The 16,727-nt window shown below is 72.2% G+C and carries 20 protein-coding genes; 5 read left to right on the forward strand and 15 right to left on the reverse strand.

From position 1 onward, the window contains the following. Positions 1–53: 53 nt before the first annotated feature. From RVR_RS23425 to RVR_RS23470, 11 genes are all read right to left on the reverse strand, one after another. Positions 54–752: a class I SAM-dependent methyltransferase gene (locus tag RVR_RS23425; protein ID WP_202235784.1), complete on the reverse strand. Its 699-nt coding sequence runs from the start codon at positions 750–752 to the stop codon at positions 54–56. Positions 753–1,072: 320 nt separating this feature from the next. After that, entirely contained in the window at positions 1,073–1,759 is a 687-nt protein-coding gene (gene fomD, locus RVR_RS23430; RefSeq protein WP_202235786.1) for a cytidylyl-2-hydroxypropylphosphonate hydrolase, read from the reverse strand. Between the two features lie 65 nt (positions 1,760–1,824). Continuing rightward, positions 1,825–3,210 (reverse strand): class II fumarate hydratase, encoded by a 1,386-nt coding sequence (locus RVR_RS23435; RefSeq protein WP_202239007.1) that lies wholly within the window; start codon positions 3,208–3,210, stop codon positions 1,825–1,827. Between the two features lie 276 nt (positions 3,211–3,486). After that, positions 3,487–3,789: a hypothetical protein gene (locus RVR_RS38925; protein WP_346731472.1), complete on the reverse strand. Its 303-nt coding sequence runs from the start codon at positions 3,787–3,789 to the stop codon at positions 3,487–3,489. Further along, positions 3,786–4,589, reverse strand: a complete 804-nt coding sequence (locus RVR_RS23440) for a methyltransferase domain-containing protein (RefSeq protein WP_346731473.1) — start codon at positions 4,587–4,589, stop codon at positions 3,786–3,788. Before RVR_RS23440 ends, RVR_RS38925 begins: the two co-directional genes overlap by 4 nt. 242 nt (positions 4,590–4,831) lie before the next feature. Then, positions 4,832–5,671: a DUF5753 domain-containing protein gene (locus RVR_RS23445; protein ID WP_237405384.1), complete on the reverse strand. Its 840-nt coding sequence runs from the start codon at positions 5,669–5,671 to the stop codon at positions 4,832–4,834. After that, positions 5,668–6,192 (reverse strand): DUF6879 family protein, encoded by a 525-nt coding sequence (locus RVR_RS23450; RefSeq protein WP_202235790.1) that lies wholly within the window; start codon positions 6,190–6,192, stop codon positions 5,668–5,670. The genes RVR_RS23445 and RVR_RS23450 overlap by 4 nt, the downstream gene beginning before the upstream one ends. After that, positions 6,179–6,370: a hypothetical protein gene (locus RVR_RS23455; protein ID WP_202235792.1), complete on the reverse strand. Its 192-nt coding sequence runs from the start codon at positions 6,368–6,370 to the stop codon at positions 6,179–6,181. Before RVR_RS23455 ends, RVR_RS23450 begins: the two co-directional genes overlap by 14 nt. 235 nt (positions 6,371–6,605) lie before the next feature. Then, the gene (locus tag RVR_RS23460) at positions 6,606–6,827 is read right to left on the reverse strand and encodes a DUF397 domain-containing protein (RefSeq protein WP_202235794.1); all 222 of its coding nucleotides are present in this window, start codon (positions 6,825–6,827) and stop codon (positions 6,606–6,608) included. Beyond that, positions 6,824–7,660 (reverse strand): helix-turn-helix domain-containing protein, encoded by an 837-nt coding sequence (locus RVR_RS23465; RefSeq protein WP_202235796.1) that lies wholly within the window; start codon positions 7,658–7,660, stop codon positions 6,824–6,826. The genes RVR_RS23460 and RVR_RS23465 overlap by 4 nt, the downstream gene beginning before the upstream one ends. 370 nt (positions 7,661–8,030) lie before the next feature. Beyond that, positions 8,031–9,686, reverse strand: a complete 1,656-nt coding sequence (locus tag RVR_RS23470; RefSeq protein ID WP_202235798.1) for a fumarate hydratase — start codon at positions 9,684–9,686, stop codon at positions 8,031–8,033. Positions 9,687–9,848: 162 nt separating this feature from the next. Here RVR_RS23470 and RVR_RS23475 point away from each other — a divergent pair, with 162 nt between their 5' ends. Together RVR_RS23475 and RVR_RS23480 are read left to right on the forward strand one after the other, a co-directional pair. Continuing rightward, positions 9,849–10,595, forward strand: a complete 747-nt coding sequence (locus RVR_RS23475) for a DUF1707 SHOCT-like domain-containing protein (protein ID WP_430393167.1) — start codon at positions 9,849–9,851, stop codon at positions 10,593–10,595. 502 nt (positions 10,596–11,097) lie between these two features. Beyond that, positions 11,098–11,451 carry a WhiB family transcriptional regulator gene (locus tag RVR_RS23480; protein ID WP_202235800.1) on the forward strand — a complete coding sequence of 118 codons (354 nt, stop codon included), beginning with the start codon at positions 11,098–11,100 and terminating at the stop codon, positions 11,449–11,451. A 232-nt stretch (positions 11,452–11,683) separates the two neighbouring features. On the opposite strand, the gene glpX is transcribed toward RVR_RS23480, so the two are convergent. Next, positions 11,684–12,715 (reverse strand): class II fructose-bisphosphatase, encoded by a 1,032-nt coding sequence (gene glpX, locus RVR_RS23485; protein WP_202235802.1) that lies wholly within the window; start codon positions 12,713–12,715, stop codon positions 11,684–11,686. A gap of 160 nt (positions 12,716–12,875) precedes the next feature. Between glpX and RVR_RS23490 the strand changes: the two genes are divergently transcribed. Next, positions 12,876–13,412: a DUF4245 domain-containing protein gene (locus tag RVR_RS23490; protein WP_237404919.1), complete on the forward strand. Its 537-nt coding sequence runs from the start codon at positions 12,876–12,878 to the stop codon at positions 13,410–13,412. Between the two features lie 15 nt (positions 13,413–13,427). Here the strand turns inward: RVR_RS23490 and RVR_RS23495 are convergent, their stop codons facing one another. Together RVR_RS23495 and RVR_RS23500 are read right to left on the reverse strand one after the other, a co-directional pair. After that, positions 13,428–13,667: an exodeoxyribonuclease VII small subunit gene (locus RVR_RS23495; RefSeq protein WP_202235806.1), complete on the reverse strand. Its 240-nt coding sequence runs from the start codon at positions 13,665–13,667 to the stop codon at positions 13,428–13,430. 99 nt (positions 13,668–13,766) lie between these two features. Continuing rightward, positions 13,767–14,108, reverse strand: a complete 342-nt coding sequence (locus tag RVR_RS23500; protein WP_202235808.1) for a cupin domain-containing protein — start codon at positions 14,106–14,108, stop codon at positions 13,767–13,769. A gap of 95 nt (positions 14,109–14,203) precedes the next feature. Between RVR_RS23500 and RVR_RS23505 the strand changes: the two genes are divergently transcribed. Continuing rightward, entirely contained in the window at positions 14,204–14,392 is a 189-nt protein-coding gene (locus RVR_RS23505; protein ID WP_202235810.1) for a hypothetical protein, read from the forward strand. Positions 14,393–14,408: 16 nt separating this feature from the next. Here the strand turns inward: RVR_RS23505 and xseA are convergent, their stop codons facing one another. After that, the gene (gene xseA / locus RVR_RS23510) at positions 14,409–15,644 is read right to left on the reverse strand and encodes an exodeoxyribonuclease VII large subunit (RefSeq protein WP_202235813.1); all 1,236 of its coding nucleotides are present in this window, start codon (positions 15,642–15,644) and stop codon (positions 14,409–14,411) included. 59 nt (positions 15,645–15,703) lie between these two features. On the opposite strand from xseA, the gene RVR_RS23515 reads away from it, so the two are divergent. Then, positions 15,704–16,699, forward strand: coding sequence for a 4-hydroxy-3-methylbut-2-enyl diphosphate reductase (locus tag RVR_RS23515; RefSeq protein ID WP_202235815.1), 996 nt, complete (start codon positions 15,704–15,706; stop codon positions 16,697–16,699). Positions 16,700–16,727 lie beyond the last annotated feature (28 nt).

Raw genomic sequence — 16,727 nt, forward strand, 5'->3', positions numbered from 1 at the left:
CCGTCGGTGCTCCGCAGCGGCCGGTGCCGGGCGGGGCGTCGGCCTGGGCTGGTTCAGGCGCGTCGGCAGTAGAGGAAGATCTGCTCCTCCGGCGGCACGTCGGTGCTCGCCGGCGCGTACGTGTACGACATCTCCTTGATCACCTCGAAGCCCGCGTCCTCGACGACGGCGCGCAGCTCGTCCTTCAGGTACCCCGAGACGCGGATGGTGTGCCCGAGGAAGGGGATGGACACGTCGTCCACGTCCGCCTCGACCATGCCGAGTGCCAGCAGGCCGCCGGGCGCGAGCAGGTCGCGGACGGCGGTCAGCGCGCCGGGGATCTCGGCTCTGGGCAGCATCAGCAGGGTGAAGAACGCCGCGGCCGCGGAGAAGCTCCCGGCCGCCAGCGGCCCGCCCTCGACCAGGTCGGCCACGTCGGCCTGGAGGAACTCCGCCTCGGGGACGTTGTGCCGGGCCCGGGCCAGCATGCCGGCGGACAGGTCCACCCCGGTCACCCGCATGCCGGCGTCGGTGAACTGACGGGCGGTCGGCAGCCCCGTGCCGCAGCCGAGGTCCAGCACCCGGGAGCCGGGTGCCAGCTCGGCGATCGCCCAGCCGCCCGCGGTGATCTGGCCCTCCTTGTGCGGGAACGCCTCGTCGTACCGGTCGCCGATGGCGTCGAACGCCTCGGCCTGGCCGGTACGGTCCCGCCCCGCTGCCGCCGCGGGGTCGGTGGGGGGCGTGCCAACGGGCTCGTAACCGTCGGTATCCACTGCTCAGGGCCTCCCTGACTGCTGTGACTGTCGTGGCGGACGGGACTGGAACGGGGCCGGGGTGAAGCGGTGACGGGCGGGGTGGGGCCAGTGGTGCGGTGTCGGGCATATGCATGGGAGCGGCACTCGTTTGTACCCCCGTGACGTGGCGTCAAACTCTAGGCCGTACCCGGCAATTGCGCAGGCTTCCGTTGAACGATCCTACGGTTCGCGGCGGGGGGCGTGCCAAGGGGACCGCGCCCGGCGCCAGGACCCGTGCCGCGCGCCCCCCGTTCCGGGCACGCCCCGGATACCGGCGCGGCCGCGCGGACGGGGTGCGCTCATCGCGCCGGACGGTCCCAGTCGGCCGGCAGTTCGGGCACCGGCCAGGCCGGGTCGGGCCGCCAGTCCTGCCAGCCGTCGCGGAACGGCGGCTCCCAGGCCCTGATCGCGCGCACCGCCTCCCGGCCGGCCCGCCGCACCCGCGCGGCCTGCTCGGCCGGCATCAGCCCGTCGGCCTGCGCCTGCGCGAACTCGTCCTCGTCGCGCCAGTACCAGGTGCGGTCCGGGTGGACCGAGATGTCGAGGAAGTGGTCCTCCGAATCCACCCCGCGCGACCATCGGTCCAGCGGCTCCTCCAGGTTCACGTACCAGTTCTTGAAGCGCCAGTCCGGCTCCCAGAACAGCCAGACCGACCAGGGCTGCCCCGGCCTGGCCAGCTTCAGCACCCCCGCGCCGAACCACTCCTCCACCGCCCGGGTGCGCGGCTTGGTGTACCGGGTGGCCAGCGGCTCCCGGTACACCGGTGTGCCGTCGGCCAGCACCGGCTTGATGCAGCGCGTGCCGGGGGCCAGCCACACCGCGAGCAGGTCCGGCTCGTCCCGCACCACCGTCACCGGACGGCAGATGTGCACCTCGTCCGTGCCGTTGCCGCGGTAGCGCCACAGCACCTGGTCCCCAGGTGCCCAGCGGCGCGGCCGCGGCGCGTTCGATCCGTCCGGTTGCGTGGTGTCGAGGTCGGCTGTCATGAACGGAGTTTACGGAACCACTGTTACGGGTGGGTCATCTCCCGCTACGGACGGGTCGCCCCCGGCTACGGACGGGTCATCCGCAGCACGTCCAGGGCCTCGTCGAGCTGGGCCTCGGTCAGGTCGCCGCGCTCCACGTACCCCTCCTCGATCACCACCTGGCGGATCGTCCTGCGCTCGGCCAGCGACTTCTTGGCGACCTTCGCCGCCTCCTCGTAGCCGATGTAGCGGTTGAGCGGGGTCACCACGGACGGGGAGGACTCGGCGTACTCCCGGGCGCGCTCCGGGTGGGCGGTGACGCCCTCGATCGTGCGGTCCGCGAGCAGCCGGGAGACGTTCGCCAGCAGGCGCACGGACTCCAGGACGTTGCGGGCGATCACCGGGAGCATCACGTTCAGCTCGAAGTTGCCCGCGGCGCCCGCGACGGTGATCGCCGTGTCGTTGCCGATCACCTGCGCGGCCACCATCAGCACCGCCTCCGGGATGACCGGGTTGACCTTCCCGGGCATGATCGAGGAGCCCGGCTGGAGGTCGGGCAGGCTGATCTCGAAGAGCCCGGTGCGCGGGCCCGAGGCCATCCAGCGCAGGTCGTTGGCGATCTTCGTCAGGCCCACCGCGATCGTCCGGAGCTGGCCGGAGGTCTCCACGATGCCGTCCCGGGCGCCCTGCGCCTCGAAGTGGTCGCGCGCCTCGGTCAGGGGCAGCCCGGTCGCCCGCGCCACCTCCGCGATCACCGCGGCGGGGAACCCCGGCGGGGTGTTGATGCCGGTGCCCACCGCGGTGCCGCCGAGCGGCAGTTCCGCCAGCCGCGGCAGCGCCGCCCGCAGCCGCTCGACGCCGTACCGCACCTGGGCGGCGTACCCGCCGAACTCCTGGCCCAGCGTCACCGGCGTGGCGTCCATCAGGTGGGTGCGGCCGGCCTTCACCACGTCCGCGAACTCGGCCGCCTTGCGCTCCAGGGCCTCCGCGAGCCGCTCCAGGGCGGGGACGAGGTCGCCGGTGACCGCGGCGGTCGCCGCGATGTGGATCGACGAGGGGAAGACGTCGTTGGACGACTGGGAGGCGTTCACGTGGTCGTTCGGGTGGACCGTGCGGCCCAGCCGCTCGGTGGCCAGCGCCGCGATCACCTCGTTGGTGTTCATGTTGGAGGAGGTGCCCGAGCCGGTCTGGAACACGTCGATCGGGAAGTGCGCGTCCCACTGCCCCTCGGCGACCTCCTCGGCGGCCGCCGTGATGGCCGCCGCCATGTCGGCGTCGATCACGCCCAGTTCGGCGTTGACCTTCGCGGCCGCCGCCTTGATCCGGGCCAGCGCCTCGATGTGCGGGCGGCTGATCCGCTGCCCCGAGATGGGGAAGTTCTCCACGGCCCGCTGCGTCTGGGCGGCCCACTTGGCCGCCGCGGGAACCCGCACCTCGCCCATCGAGTCGTGCTCGATCCGGAAGTCGTCCATGCCCTCGTCCATACCTTCTACAGTGCCCCCTCCACCCGGTTTGTTCCCCCTTTCCGTGCCCGTGGCGCACCCGCCCGTGGAATGGATCACTCCCGGCCGGCGGCGTGCATATGCAGGTGGCGTCTGCCAGCGGGCCGTCTGCCAGCGGGCCCGCCCGCCGGGTGGACGTCCGCCGGATGGGCATCCGCCGGATGGGCACCCGGCCCGGGGTTCCCGCCCGCCCGGGAGCGGCTCCGGGGCCGACGTGCGTGCTCCCGCAGCCCCGGCCCCTCCCGCTCAGCGGTCCCGGAGCCGATTGCCGGGCGTGTCCAGCCACACCCACGCCTCCTCGGCCGTGACCGCCAGGCCGAAACGGTCGGCCGCCGGTCGGTCGAGGGACCGCCACCAGCGCACCGCCGCCGCCACCTCCTCCCACAGCCGGCGGGGCCCCGACTGCCATACCGCCGCTTCCCGTTGACCGTCACGGAAGACGACGACGGCCCACGAGGGGTCGCCCAGGCCGTAGAACCAGACCGGGCGGGTGTCGCCGCGCTTCTCGGCGACCGCCTGGACGCAGCCGGGCACCCGCAGGCCGATCACGAAGGGGCCGTCCCCGCCCGTGTCGCCGAGCAGATCCCCTCGGTCAGTGCCGTGGTGGACGCCTCGGCCGCGGCGGTGCCCTCGGGCGGGACACGGTCGTGGTGCCGTACCGCGGTGCGCTGGGCGCGCAGCTTCATGAACTCCACCCGCCGGGTGAACCGTCCCGACGCGCATTGGCCCGCGACCTCCAGTCGGACCACGGCGTCACCGTTGCCGAAGTGCGTCCCCCACGGAGCGAGGACCACGCCGCCCTGCGCGGTCTGCTGCACCCACGCGTACGGGATCTCGCGCACCCCGCAGGTCGCGATGACCCGGTCGTACGGTGCCCGCGCCGCGTGCCCGGCCCTGCCGTCGCCGCTGAGCACGGTCGGGCGGTACCCGGCGCGCTCCAGGGCGCCCCGGGCCGCCGCCGCCACCGCCGGTTCCACCTCGACCGTCGTCACGCGGTCGTCGCCCAGCCGGTGGGACAGCAGCGCGGCGTTCCACCCCGTACCGGTGCCGACCTCCAGCACGCGGTCGCCGTCGGCCACGCGCAGGTCGCCGAGCATGGCCGCGACGACCGACGGCATCGACGCGGACGAGGTGGACACGCGTCCCGGGCTCGTGCCCTCGTGGGCACCGTCGTCCCACTGCGTGACGATCGGCACGTCCGCGTCGGCGAACGCCCGCCAGCTCTCGGGCGCTTCGGACCGTGCGACGGTCACGGCCCGCCGTCGGCCCATGTCGTACGGCCACATCACGTCCGGCAGGAACGCCGACCGCGGCACGGCCTCGAACGCGGCCTCCCACCCGGGGGCCACGCCGTCCCCGCGCCACGCGGCCGGCGTCCCCCCGGCCCTCACTTCCGGTGCGTCCCGTCCCCGGGCGGCGTCGTCCCATCCGGACTCGGCGGCTCCTGCGGCGGTGTCCACGGCGCCCCCGGATGCCCGTCCCCGTCCCCGCCTGCCCGGACGTTCATCGAAATGTCCTTCATGGTTATCAACTCCGTTGTACAGTCGGACGATTGCGTCCACTGAACGGTAGTGGAACTTCCTGCGCGCATTCACCCGGTTTCTCGTTCCCGCAAGAACTCGTCCCTGACCGTTTCCACGGTCGACCGCATGGCGTGACCGGAAAGTGCCGACTCGAAGAACCCCTCGAACTTCTCGACGTACTCCCTGATGTCCCGAGGATCGGTCACCACGAGTTCGGCATGGACGGTCTCGACCGTGACCAGTCGCTCGTCCCTGATCACGAAGGAATGCGACGGGAAGTCGCGCTGGGGGGCCGTCTGGGATACGACACGTATGTCGACGCGGGGAAGGTGGGAGACGGAGATCAGCCGCTCCATCTGTTCGGCCATGACGTCCGGAGGTGCGATTCTCCAGCGGAGTACCGACTCGGTGATGATGAACCGTAGTTGCTTGGCGTCATCGTGGAGGACGTGCTGGCGATCCATTCGTGCCGCGAGCATGCGCGCATGTGCGTCCGGCGTGAGTCCGTGTCGTGACACCACCGCGCTGATGTATGCCGGGGTTTGGAGGAGTCCGGGGACAAGAGCTGGCTGGAAGAGACGCAGCAGTCGCATCTGCCGGTCCAGCGCCTGGACCTGCTGCTGTCCTCTGTAGGGTCCCGTGCGTGCCAGAAGCCGCCACGCGATGACCTCCGTGGCGGCGATCCTGGCCACTTCCATGTACTCGGCCATCACCTCGTCGGAGACGCCGATGGCCATGAGGATGCTCTGTACGTCGACGACGCTCGGGGCCAGCTTGCCGGTCTCGATCTTGCCGACCTTGCTGGCGGACATGGCGGACATGGCGGCACTGCGGGCAACCGCTTTGGCCTCCTTGCCGGACGCCCTCCGCAACTCCCTCAGCGCTGAACCGAGTTGGTTTCTCCTCACACTCCTCCGTGTTGTTCCCACCATGGTGCGAACGGTTGTGCGTGATCGAGCGCGACGTTCCGGTATGTGACGTACTCCGCTGACCGGGGCAGTGGGACGATCTCGGCGCCGAGGAACCTCCCGGATTCGTCATACCTCATCGTCGCTGCCTCCGTGCTGTCGAAGAGCCAGAAGTCCCCCACATCGGCGAGCGGGCTGTGGCCGTCGGTCGTGTCGAGGATGAAGAACTCCTCGCCCGCGGTCGAGTTCTTCCGGTATCCCCACCCCAATTCGAACCGGAGATACGGGGTCAGGGGGCGCTTGAGCACATGCACCCGGTAGATGCGCTTACCCGATCGCGTCGCGGCCTCGACCTCCGCTACCCATTCCGCGTTGTAGTCCTTCGGCTGGGGCCCACCCGAAAGAAACGTCCGAAAGGCATCGACGTTGCCCGACGCGCTGTAGTCGTCCAGCGTCTCAAGTCGGAACGCCTCATGTTTGAAGGAGTCGAAGAGATCGCCCAGGGAATTAGAGGACGCCATCGGCAACAGCCTTCTTCAGCAGTTCCACCGGAATCTCCACGATCCCTTCGCCGTTCGGCACGTTGAGTCCGTGCTCGTCCCCTGTGTAACCCTGGACCAGGAGCGTGCCCCGGTCGGTCCGGTACAGCGTCGGCCAGTCCTTCTTGTCGCAGATTCTGGTGAGGACGGTGACCTGCATCGGCATCCCCTTCTCGCTTGCCTCCTTTCAATGCTCCGGGTGAGGTCGGCGGCCGGTCAAGGATCGGCGTGTGCGGGAACGGGAAACCGTGGTGCGCGGCGTCAGTCCCGCCAGTCGAGTTGGGCTTCGGGGATGCCGATGATGCGGGCGTAGGCGGCGACGTCGGCGCGTGCCGCGGGAGTAGCGAGACGAGCTACGCCGGCGAGGGTGTGGGCCTCCTTACGGTGGACGGGGGTCAGGCGGTGGGGAGTTCGCCGCTGCGGACCGCGGTGACGAAGGCGGTCCAGGCGGAGGGGGTGAAGGTGAGGGCGGGCCCGTGGGGGTCCTTGGAGTCGCGTACGGGCACAGTGCCGCGGGAGGCGAGAGTCGGCGCCCATTCGAGGCAGTTGCCGCCCTCACCGCCGCTGTAGCTGCTCTTGACCCAGGCGGTGTCGGCGGGGTCGGGGATGATGCTCATCTGGCGTGCTCCTCCGCGATGCTTCGGATGAGGGACGGCGAGTCCTGCGGGGACACGGCCGCGGCGCGGAGCCGGTCGTACGTCGTCCGGGCGCTTTCCACCGCTTCCGCGGACTCGTCCACGTGGCCCGCGTGACGGGTCTCCGAGTACACCACCCGGGTCCCGTCCCAGGACGACAAAATGATAAAGGGCACGGAGGAGGCGGGAGAACCCGCCGAGAACGGCAGGACCTGGATGGTGATGTTCGGGTTCGCCGCCTGGAGGGCCAGGTGTTCCAACTGCGCTGCCATCACCTCCCGTCCGCCCACCTCGGTGCGCAGCACCGCCTCGTGCAGGATCACCCACAGCAGGGGTGGCCGCTTCCCCTCCATCACGGCATACCGCTGCCGCCGCGCCTCGACCCGCGTCGCGATCTGTCCGTCGTCCTCCCGGGGGTTGGCCGCCCGGAAGGTCGCCTCCGCGTACTCCGGGGTCTGCAACATGCCCATCAGTAAGGTGCTCGAGTAGTCGCAGATCTCTTTCGCGCCCTGTTCCAGCTTCACGTACGGCACGAACCAGCCCGGGTGGCCGCGCTCGGTCACCCGTTCCCGTAGTCGCGTGAAGAAGCCCGAGGTCTCGAAGATGCGGTCGCACGCCTTCACGAACTGCTCGGACGCGAGGAGCTGTCCGCTCTCCACCCGCGACACGTACGGCCGTTCGTATCCCGTCTCGTCGGCGAGCTGCTGCTGCGTCATCCCCCGGTGCTCGCGGGCGAACCTGACCTCCTGCCCCAGGTAGGCCGCGCCGTCCTTCCGGCCCTGCCGCCACCTGTCCTGCTCCTGAACGTCCGTCATTTCTGCACCCCCGGTACGCCGAAGGTTCCGAACCGTTCGGAACCCCTCCGCCTCTGGTCGAGCACGCCCAGCCGGGCCACGCTGGCCGGGCCGGACCGCTCCCGGAGGGCGGACGATCGTCCGTTTCCCTCCGCATTCGAGAGCTTATGGACGGATACGTCCCGCAGGGAAGAGAAGCGAACGTTATTCGCTCTTTCGAGCTAACGTTCGACGGAGTCTGCGCTGCCCTGCCCCCGGTCCCGGCGGATCCGGACGCACCGCGGCCCCCGGGAGGGCCGGTGAGGGCCGGGCCGGGGGCCGCGTCGAACGGTGGAAGGGGGGTCGATGGAAGGGGCGGTCGGTGGAAGGCGGCGCGCCGGCGGGGGAGCGGTCAGGCGCCCGGGCGGATCGGGATCGAGGTGAAGGTGGGGGAGGGGGCCGGGTCCTGGAAGAAGTCGTTGCCCTTGTCGTCCACGACGACGAACGCCGGGAAGTCCTCCACCTCGATCTTCCAGACCGCCTCCATCCCGAGCTCGGCGTACTCCAGGACGTCGACCTTCTTGATGCAGTCCTGCGCCAGGCGGGCCGCGGGCCCGCCGATCGAGCCGAGGTAGAAGCCACCGTGCGCGGCGCACGCGTCGGTCACCTGCTGCGAGCGGTTCCCCTTGGCGAGCATGACGAACGAGCCGCCCGCCGCCTGGAACTGCTCGACGTACGCGTCCATCCGCCCCGCCGTGGTCGGCCCGAACGAACCCGAGGCGTACCCCTCGGGCGTCTTGGCCGGGCCGGCGTAGTACACCGCGTGGTCCCGCAGGTACCGCGGCATCTCCTCGCCCGCGTCCAGCCGCTCCTTGATCTTCGCGTGCGCGATGTCGCGCGCGACGACCAGCGGCCCGGACAGCGACAGCCGGGTCTTGACCGGGTACTTGGTCAGCTCGGCGCGGATCTCCTCCATCGGCCGGTTCAGGTCGATGCGCACCACGTCGTCGTCGAGGTGCTCGTCGGTGGTCTCCGGCAGGAACCGCGCCGGGTCGGTCTCCAACTGCTCCAGGAAGACGCCCTCCGCGGTGATCTTCGCCAGCGCCTGCCGGTCGGCCGAGCAGGACACCGCGATGGCCACCGGGCAGGATGCGCCGTGCCGGGGCAGCCGCACCACGCGCACGTCGTGGCAGAAGTACTTCCCGCCGAACTGCGCCCCGATCCCGATCTTCTGGGTCAGCTCGAAGACCTGCTGCTCCAGCTCCCTGTCCCGGAAGCCCTGCCCGGCCGGCGACCCTTCGGCGGGCAGCTCGTCCAGGTAGTGCGCGGAGGCGTACTTCGCCGTTTTCAGCGCGAACTCCGCGCTGGTGCCGCCCACCACGATCGCCAGGTGGTACGGCGGGCAGGCGGCGGTGCCGAGCGAGCGGATCTTCTCCTCCAGGAAGCGCATCATGGACGCCTCGTTGAGCACCGCCTTCGTCTCCTGGTAGAGGAAGGACTTGTTGGCGCTGCCGCCGCCCTTGGCCATGAACAGGAACTTGTACGCGCCGCCGTCGGTGGCGTACAGCTCGATCTGGGCGGGCAGGTTGGAGCCGGTGTTCCTCTCCTCCCACATGGTCAGCGGGGCCATCTGGGAGTAGCGCAGGTTCAGCTTCGTGTAGGCGTCGTAGATGCCGCGGGACAGGGCCTCCTCGTCGCCGCCCGCGGTGAGCACCTGCTGGCCGCGCTTGCCCATCACGATCGCGGTGCCGGTGTCCTGGCACATCGGGAGCACGCCCGCCGCCGCGATGTTCGCGTTCTTCAGCAGGTCCAGCGCGACGAAGCGGTCGTTCGGGCTGGCCTGGGGGTCGTCCAGGATGCGCCGCAACTGGGCGAGGTGGGTGGGGCGCAGGTAGTGGGAGATGTCGTGCATGGCCTCGGCCGCCAGCCGCCGCAGCGCCTCGGGCTCGACCTTCAGGAAGGTGCGCCCGTCCGCCTCGAACGTGCTGACGCCCTCGGCGGTGACCAGCCGGTACGAAGTGGGGTCCGCACCGAGCGGGAGCAGATCCGTGTACGTGAACTCGGGCATGTGCGGCAATCCTCACTCAGGCTGCGTCGACGCTGAAGCCTCTTCAGGGTAGATCCCCCTCCCACGGCGCTTTCCCTGGGGCGGCGGGAAGCCGTCCCCTAGGGGAGCGGTCAGGGGTCTTGGGGGTGGTTGCGATCTATCGCGTCTGTGTACCGTGGTCGCGTGGACGAATCGCCGCTCCAGAAGCCCTCGCCGCCCGTCGGGACTCCCGCGCAGGTCTCCGTGGAGAAGTCCCCGCGGACGCCTGCGGAGACCTCCGGCGCTCCCGCCGCCGCCCCCGTGCCCCAGAGCGCGGAGAGCGCGCTGCGGGCCTCGGACGCCGACCGGGACCGCATCGCCGACATCCTGCGCGAGGCCCTGGCCGAGGGCCGGCTCGACGCGGAGGAGCACTCCGAGCGGCTGGACCGGGTCTACGCCGCCAAGACCGTCGGCGAACTGGAGCCGCTGGTACGGGACCTGCCCGCCGGCAGCGCCGCCGCGCCGTCCCCCGCGTCAGCGGCGCGCGCGTACGCCGGCGAGCCCGCCGGCGAGAACCCCACCCTCGTCGGGGTCCTCAGCGGGACCGAGCGCAAGGGGCGCTGGCGGGTCGGCAACCGGATCACCGCGGTCGCGGTCATGGGCGGCGTGGAGATCGACCTGACCGAGGCGACCTTCACGGCGCCCGAACTGGTCATCCACTGCACCGCGGTCATGGGCGGCGTGAGCATCAAGGTGCCGGAGAACGTGACGCTGCACGGCAGCGGTGTGATCGGCATCATGGGCGGCGCCGACGTACGGGCCTTCGAGGCGCCGGACCCGCGGGCGCCGTCGGTGCGGGTCGTCGGCGTCGCCTTCTGGGGCGGGGTCGAGGCCAAGGCCAAGCGCGGCAAGAAGGTCGTCGACTGGGCGAAGAAGCGGCTCCAGGGCTGACGCGTCCGGACGGGGCCGGGCTTTCTCCCGACCGGGCCGGTCTCCTCGCGGCGGGGCGGACTCCTGCCGACGGGCCGGTCTCGTGCCGACGGGGCGGGTCTCCTCCCGACCGCCCTGGACTCCTCCCGACGGGTCCGGACCCCTCCCGACGGCTTCAGACGTTTCCTGACGCGCCCTGACACGCGCTGACACGGCGTGCCCGGTCCCCGCCCGCGCGGCCGGACAGACGGTCCCATCGGCGGACGAACCACCGCCGCTTCCGCCCCGACTCCCCTCCCCGGAGCCCCGATCGGGGCCCGCCGCGGCGTACGCCGGAGCGAGCGTCGTACGGGGGAACGAACACGGTGCGCATGAAGTCGCGCACAGCGGGTAGGGGAACGGCACGCCGCCGCACGGCAGTTCCGCCCCAGCACCGCCCGGGCGCCGAGTGGTGACGGGCAAGCGTGGCAATCCCCCCAGAGCCGCGCCTGGGGGCCCCGAACGCCGTCGTCAGGAGTTTCCCGTGCTTCAACCGATCGAGCCCGCCCCGGACCCCACGCTCCCGCTCGGACATCCGCGGGACCTCGGTGGCCCCTGGCACTCGGAGGCCGCCTGCCGCAGCGACGAGGCGGGGCTGTTCTTCGCGCCGTCGAAGGAGCCGACGGCGGCACGGCTGTCGCGCGAGGAGGCCGCCAAGCGCGTCTGCGCGCGTTGCCCGGTGATGCTCGAATGCCGCGAACACGCCATTCTCCAGCCGGAGCCGTACGGCGTGTGGGGCGGCATGACGGCGGCCGAGCGGCGCGTGGTGCTCGCCCGGCGACGGCGCCGCGAGGTCGAGCTCCAGCACGCCGCCCCCCGTATCGCCGCCGCCGGCTGAGCCCGGCGGCGGCGCTGTCCTGCGAGGGCGCGGTCCTGCGAGGGCGCGGTCCGGCGGCGGCTCCTGCTCCGTCCGGCGCGTGGCGGTACGCGGCCGCCACGCCGCCGTCAGGACGTCGGCGAGGGCCTCGGGCCGGAGTGCTGCGCCCGCGTGTGCCGGGCGCCCCTGCCGCCCCGGGCGGGTGCCCGCCCGGGTGGGAGCGGGCCGGGCGCCCGGCCGGGGCGGGGGCGGATCAGTTCGCGCGGTCGAAGTCGATCGCGCTGTACGCCCGCAGCTTCGACAGCCGGTGCACCGAGTCGATCTCCCGGATCGTGCCGGACTTCGACCGCATCACCAGGGACGAGGTGGTGGCCGTCTCGGCGCGGTACCGCACCCCGCGCAGCAGCTCGCCGTCGGTGATGCCGGTCGCCACGAAGAACACGTTGTCGCCGCTGACCAGGTCGCCGGTGTGCAGCACGCGGTCCAGGTCGTGGCCGGCGTCCAGCGCCCTGCGCCGCTCCGCGTCGTCCTTCGGCCACAGCCGGCCCTGGATCGTGCCGCCCATGCAGGCCATCGCGCAGGCGGTGATGATGCCCTCCGGGGTACCGCCGATGCCCAGCAGCAGGTCCACGCCGGTGCCCTCGCGGGCGGCCATGATCGCGCCCGCCACGTCGCCGTCCGCGATGAACTTGATGCGGGCACCGGTCTCCCGGATCTGACGGGCCAGGTCCTCGTGGCGCGGCCGGTCGAGCACCACGACCGTCACGTTCTCCACGGCGACGCCCTTGGCCTTCGCCACCCGGCGGATGTTCACTGCGGGCGGCGCGGTGATGTCGACGAACTCGGCCGCCTCCGGACCCGCCACCAGCTTGTCCATGTAGAAGACCGCCGACGGGTCGTACATGGTGCCGCGGTCCGCGGCGGCGAGCACCGACACGGCGTTCGGCATGCCCTTGGCGGTCAGCGTGGTGCCGTCCACCGGGTCCACGGCGACGTCGCACTCCGGGCCGGTGCCGTCGCCGATCCGCTCGCCGTTGTAGAGCATCGGCGCCTCGTCCTTCTCGCCCTCGCCGATGACGACCACGCCGTTCATCGACACGGTGTGCACGAGGGTGCGCATGGCCCTGACGGCGGCGCCGTCCGCTCCGTTCTTGTCGCCCCGGCCCACCCAGCGGGCGGAGGCCAGCGCCGCGGCCTCGGTGACCCGGACCAGTTCGAGGGCGAGGTTGCGGTCGGGCGCCTCCGGGCTGACTTCGAGTTGCGGAGGCAAGTGCTGTTCGGTCATCACGCGCACCTTTCTGTACGAGGACGGCCGGAAAATGAGGGTAGTGCGACCCTATCGGGTGAACTGCGAATCTGAGCAGGGGGCATGTCACATGAGCGGTCGCCGCTTTCCGGGTACCCGGCGGGCGGTTCGCAAACGCCCATGGGGGACCATAGGGCGCGTGGCAGCGGACAAGCGTGGTGGCAACAAGACGGTGCGGGACCTGATCCTGTCGATGCTGGTACTCGGCGTCGCGGTCTACCTGATCTACCTGTTCATCCCGCACGACTCCAAGGCGACGCCGGTCAAGACCGAGAGCGTCGGGTACACCGTGGAACTCCAGCAGGCCAGGCGGGACGCGCCCTACCCGGTGGCCGGACCCACCGGGCTCGGTTCGAAGTGGAGCGCCACCTCCGTGACGTACTCCGGGAGCGACCGCAAGAACGTCACCTGGCACATCGGCTTCGTCGACCCGGACCAGCAGTACGTCGCCCTGGAGCAGACCAACGGCGACGCGGCCGAGTTCATCACGCAGGTGACCATCAACGGCCACCGCGACGCCGGGCGCACGCTCCCCGTCGACGGCGTGGCCTGGCAGTACTACACCGGCGGCCGCTACGACGCCCTCGTCCACGAGGAGGGCGGGGTGACCACGGTGGTGCTCGGCACCGCGCCCGACGCGCAGCTCCAGCGTTTCGCCGCGACCCTGACGTCGTAGCGGGCCCGCGCGGCGCTACTCGGGGGCCGGCCCGTCCGCCTCCTCGGCCTCCTCGGCCGCCAGAGCCGCGTCCAGCCGGGCCCGGGCGCCCTCCAGCCAGCGCCGGCAGACCTTGGCCAGCTCCTCGCCCCGCTCCCACAGGGCGAGCGACTCCTCCAAGGTGGCGCCGCCCGCCTCCAGGCGGCGCACCACGTCCACGAGCTCGTCGCGTGCCTGTTCGTAGCCGAGTACGGCGCTGGGTTCCTGGTCAGCCATGCCCGCAAGCCTAGGGCGTACCGCGGACACTCCCGCGCGGCGCGGAACGGGGCCGTCCCGCGCCGCGGTCACCCCGCGGCGCGGGCTCTCCGTGCGCGCTCACCGCGGGGTGCGGATCTCCAGCATCACGCACCCGGTCCGCGTGCGGTACGGGCCGTGCGGCATGCCCGGCGGACGCGAGGCGTAGTACCCGGCGGTGAAGGTGCGGCCGAGCGTGAGGTCCTCCAACTCGCCCTCCAGCAGGTACACCTCCTCGTAGTAGCCGTGCCGGATCACCCCGGCCGCGGAGGTGTCCAGCCCCGGAGCCCAGCGCGCCAGCCGGGTCTGCTCGACCGCGGGGTCCGCCCCGGCGGACAGCCGCCGCTCACCCACCCCCGGCGCTCCCGCGTCCTCCCGCCACGCGACCTCCGCCGCGTCGTAGAACTCCCGCTCGTCCTTCATCCCTCGCCCTCCTCCGCTCGGGCGGCAACCTTTCCGGGTCCCCGTGCGTCTGACAGCCGCCCATCACCGACCCCTCGACGGAGACTTCCCTCATCGTGTCCCCCAGATTCCCCGCCGGACCCGGCGTGATCGCCCTGACGGTGCTCGCCGCGGGAGCGGTCACCGCCCTGTCCGGCTGCGGCGGCCACGCCGCCGCCCATGCCGCCGGCACGACGCCGCACACGCCGCCGCCCGCCGCGAGCGCCCCCGTGCACGCCGAGGCGCCTTCCGGGGCGCGGGGCTGATGAGGGGCCCGCGGGGCTACGCGGGTGCGGGGCCGGGGCCGTCGGGCGGCTCCACGCGGACCGTGAAGTCGCCCTCCGCCACGCGTGCGCGCAGGGTCTCGCCCGCGGCGACCTCGGCGGGGGCGCGGACCGCCGCGCCGTCCTCCCGCTGGAGGACCGCGTACCCGCGGCGCAGGGTGGCCGCGGGGGAGAGGGCGACCACCCGGGCGAGGGTGTGCGTCAGGTCGGCGTCGGCCCGGTCGAGCAGGTGCCCCAGGGTGCGCCGGGCCCGGTCCAGCCGGTCGGCGACCTCCGTCTCGCGCTGCTCGACCATGCGGTACGGCGCCGCGAGCGCCGGACGGCTGAGCGCCGCCTCCAGGCCCCGCTCCTCCCGGTCGAGGATGCCGCGCAGCACCCGCAGCGCCCGGTCCCGTACCAGCCGGACGCGGGCCAGCTCCTCCCGCACGTCCGGCACGATCCGCTTGGCGGCGTCGGTCGGGGTGGACGCGCGCAGGTCGGCGACCAGGTCGAGCAGCGGCGTGTCCGGCTCGTGCCCGATCGCGGAGACCACCGGGGTGCCGCACGCCGCGACCGCCCGCACCAGCCGCTCGTCGGAGAAGGGCAGCAGGTCCTCGACGCTGCCGCCGCCGCGGGCCACCACGATGACGTCCACCTCCGGGTGGGCGTCGAGCTGCTGCACCGCCTCGATCACCCGGGGGACCGCGGTCGCGCCCTGCACTGGCACGTTGCGCACCTCGAAGCGCACCGCGGGCCAGCGCAGCCGCGCGTTCTCCCGCACGTCCCGCTCGGCGGCCGACGCGCGCCCGGTGACCAGGCCGATCAGCCCGGGCAGGAACGGCAGCGGCCGCTTGCGGTCCGCCGCGAAGAGCCCCTCGGCCGCCAGCGCCTTCTTCAACTGCTCCAGCCGCGCCAGCAGTTCGCCCATCCCGACCGGCCGGATCTCGGCCGCCCGCAACGACAGCGTGCCGCGCGGCCCGTACCACTCCGGCCGGGCGTGCACCACGACCCGCGCGCCCTCGCCGACCACGTCGGCCACCTGTTCGTACACCGCGCGGTAGCAGGTCACGGAGATCGAGGTGTCGTGCGAGGGGTCGCGCAGCGTCAGGAACACCACGCCGGCGCCCGGGCGGCGGGAGAGCTGCGTGATCTGGCCCTCCACCCACACCGCGCCGAGCCGGTCGATCCACCCGCCGATCAGCCGCGACACCTCGCCGACCGGAATCGGCGCTTCCGCCGAGGTGTTCAGAGCCATACCGGCACCCTAGTGCGCCCCGCCGACACCCCGCCCCGCGCCGGGGGCGGCCCCGTACGATGGACGGCATGACCTCTGACTCCGCCCGCCGTGTCCTCCTCGCCGCCCCTCGCGGGTACTGCGCGGGGGTGGACCGTGCCGTCATCACCGTCGAGAAGGCGCTGGAGCAGTACGGCGCCCCGGTCTACGTCCGCAAGCAGATCGTCCACAACAAGTACGTGGTCCAGACCCTGGAGAAGAAGGGCGCCGTCTTCGTCGACGAGACGGAGGAGGTGCCGGAGAACGCGATCGTGATCTTCTCCGCCCACGGCGTGGCCCCGGTCGTCCACCAGGAGGCCGCCGAGCGCAGTCTCGCCTCCATCGACGCCACCTGCCCGCTGGTCACCAAGGTCCACAAGGAAGCCGTCCGCTACGCCGGCGAGGACTACGACATCCTGCTCATCGGGCACGAGGGCCACGAGGAGGTCGTCGGCACCATGGGCGAGGCCCCCGAGCGCATGCACCTGGTCGACGGCCCCGCCGACGCGGCGAAGGTGAAGGTGCGCGACGAGTCCAAGGTGGTCTGGCTCTCGCAGACGACCCTCTCGGTCGACGAGACCATGGAGACCGTCGAGGCCCTCCAGGACCGCTTCCCGAGGCTCGTCTCGCCGCCCAGCGACGACATCTGCTACGCCACGCAGAACCGCCAGGTCGCGGTGAAGCAGATCGCCGCCGAGGCCGACCTGGTGATCGTGGTCGGCTCGCGCAACTCCTCCAACTCCATCCGGCTCGTCGAGGTCGCCCTCCAGGCCGGCGCCGGCGCGTCGTACCTGGTGGACTTCGCCGAGGAGTGCGAGGACGCCTGGCTGGAGGGCGTGCGCACCGTCGGCGTCACCTCGGGCGCGTCCGTGCCGGAGGTGCTGGTCGACGGGGTGCTGGAGTGGCTGGCCGCGCGCGGCTTCGACGACGTGTCGGTGGTGACCTCCGCGCAGGAGTCGATCCAGTTCTCGCTGCCGAAGGAACTGCGCCGGGATCTGCGTGCGGAGGCCGCGGAGCGGGCATCGGCCAAGAGGTGAGCGCTTCCACCCACCTTTAACCTGGGGG

The organism is Streptomyces sp. SN-593 (genome assembly GCF_016756395.1).
Taxonomy (GTDB): domain Bacteria; phylum Actinomycetota; class Actinomycetes; order Streptomycetales; family Streptomycetaceae; genus Actinacidiphila; species Actinacidiphila reveromycinica.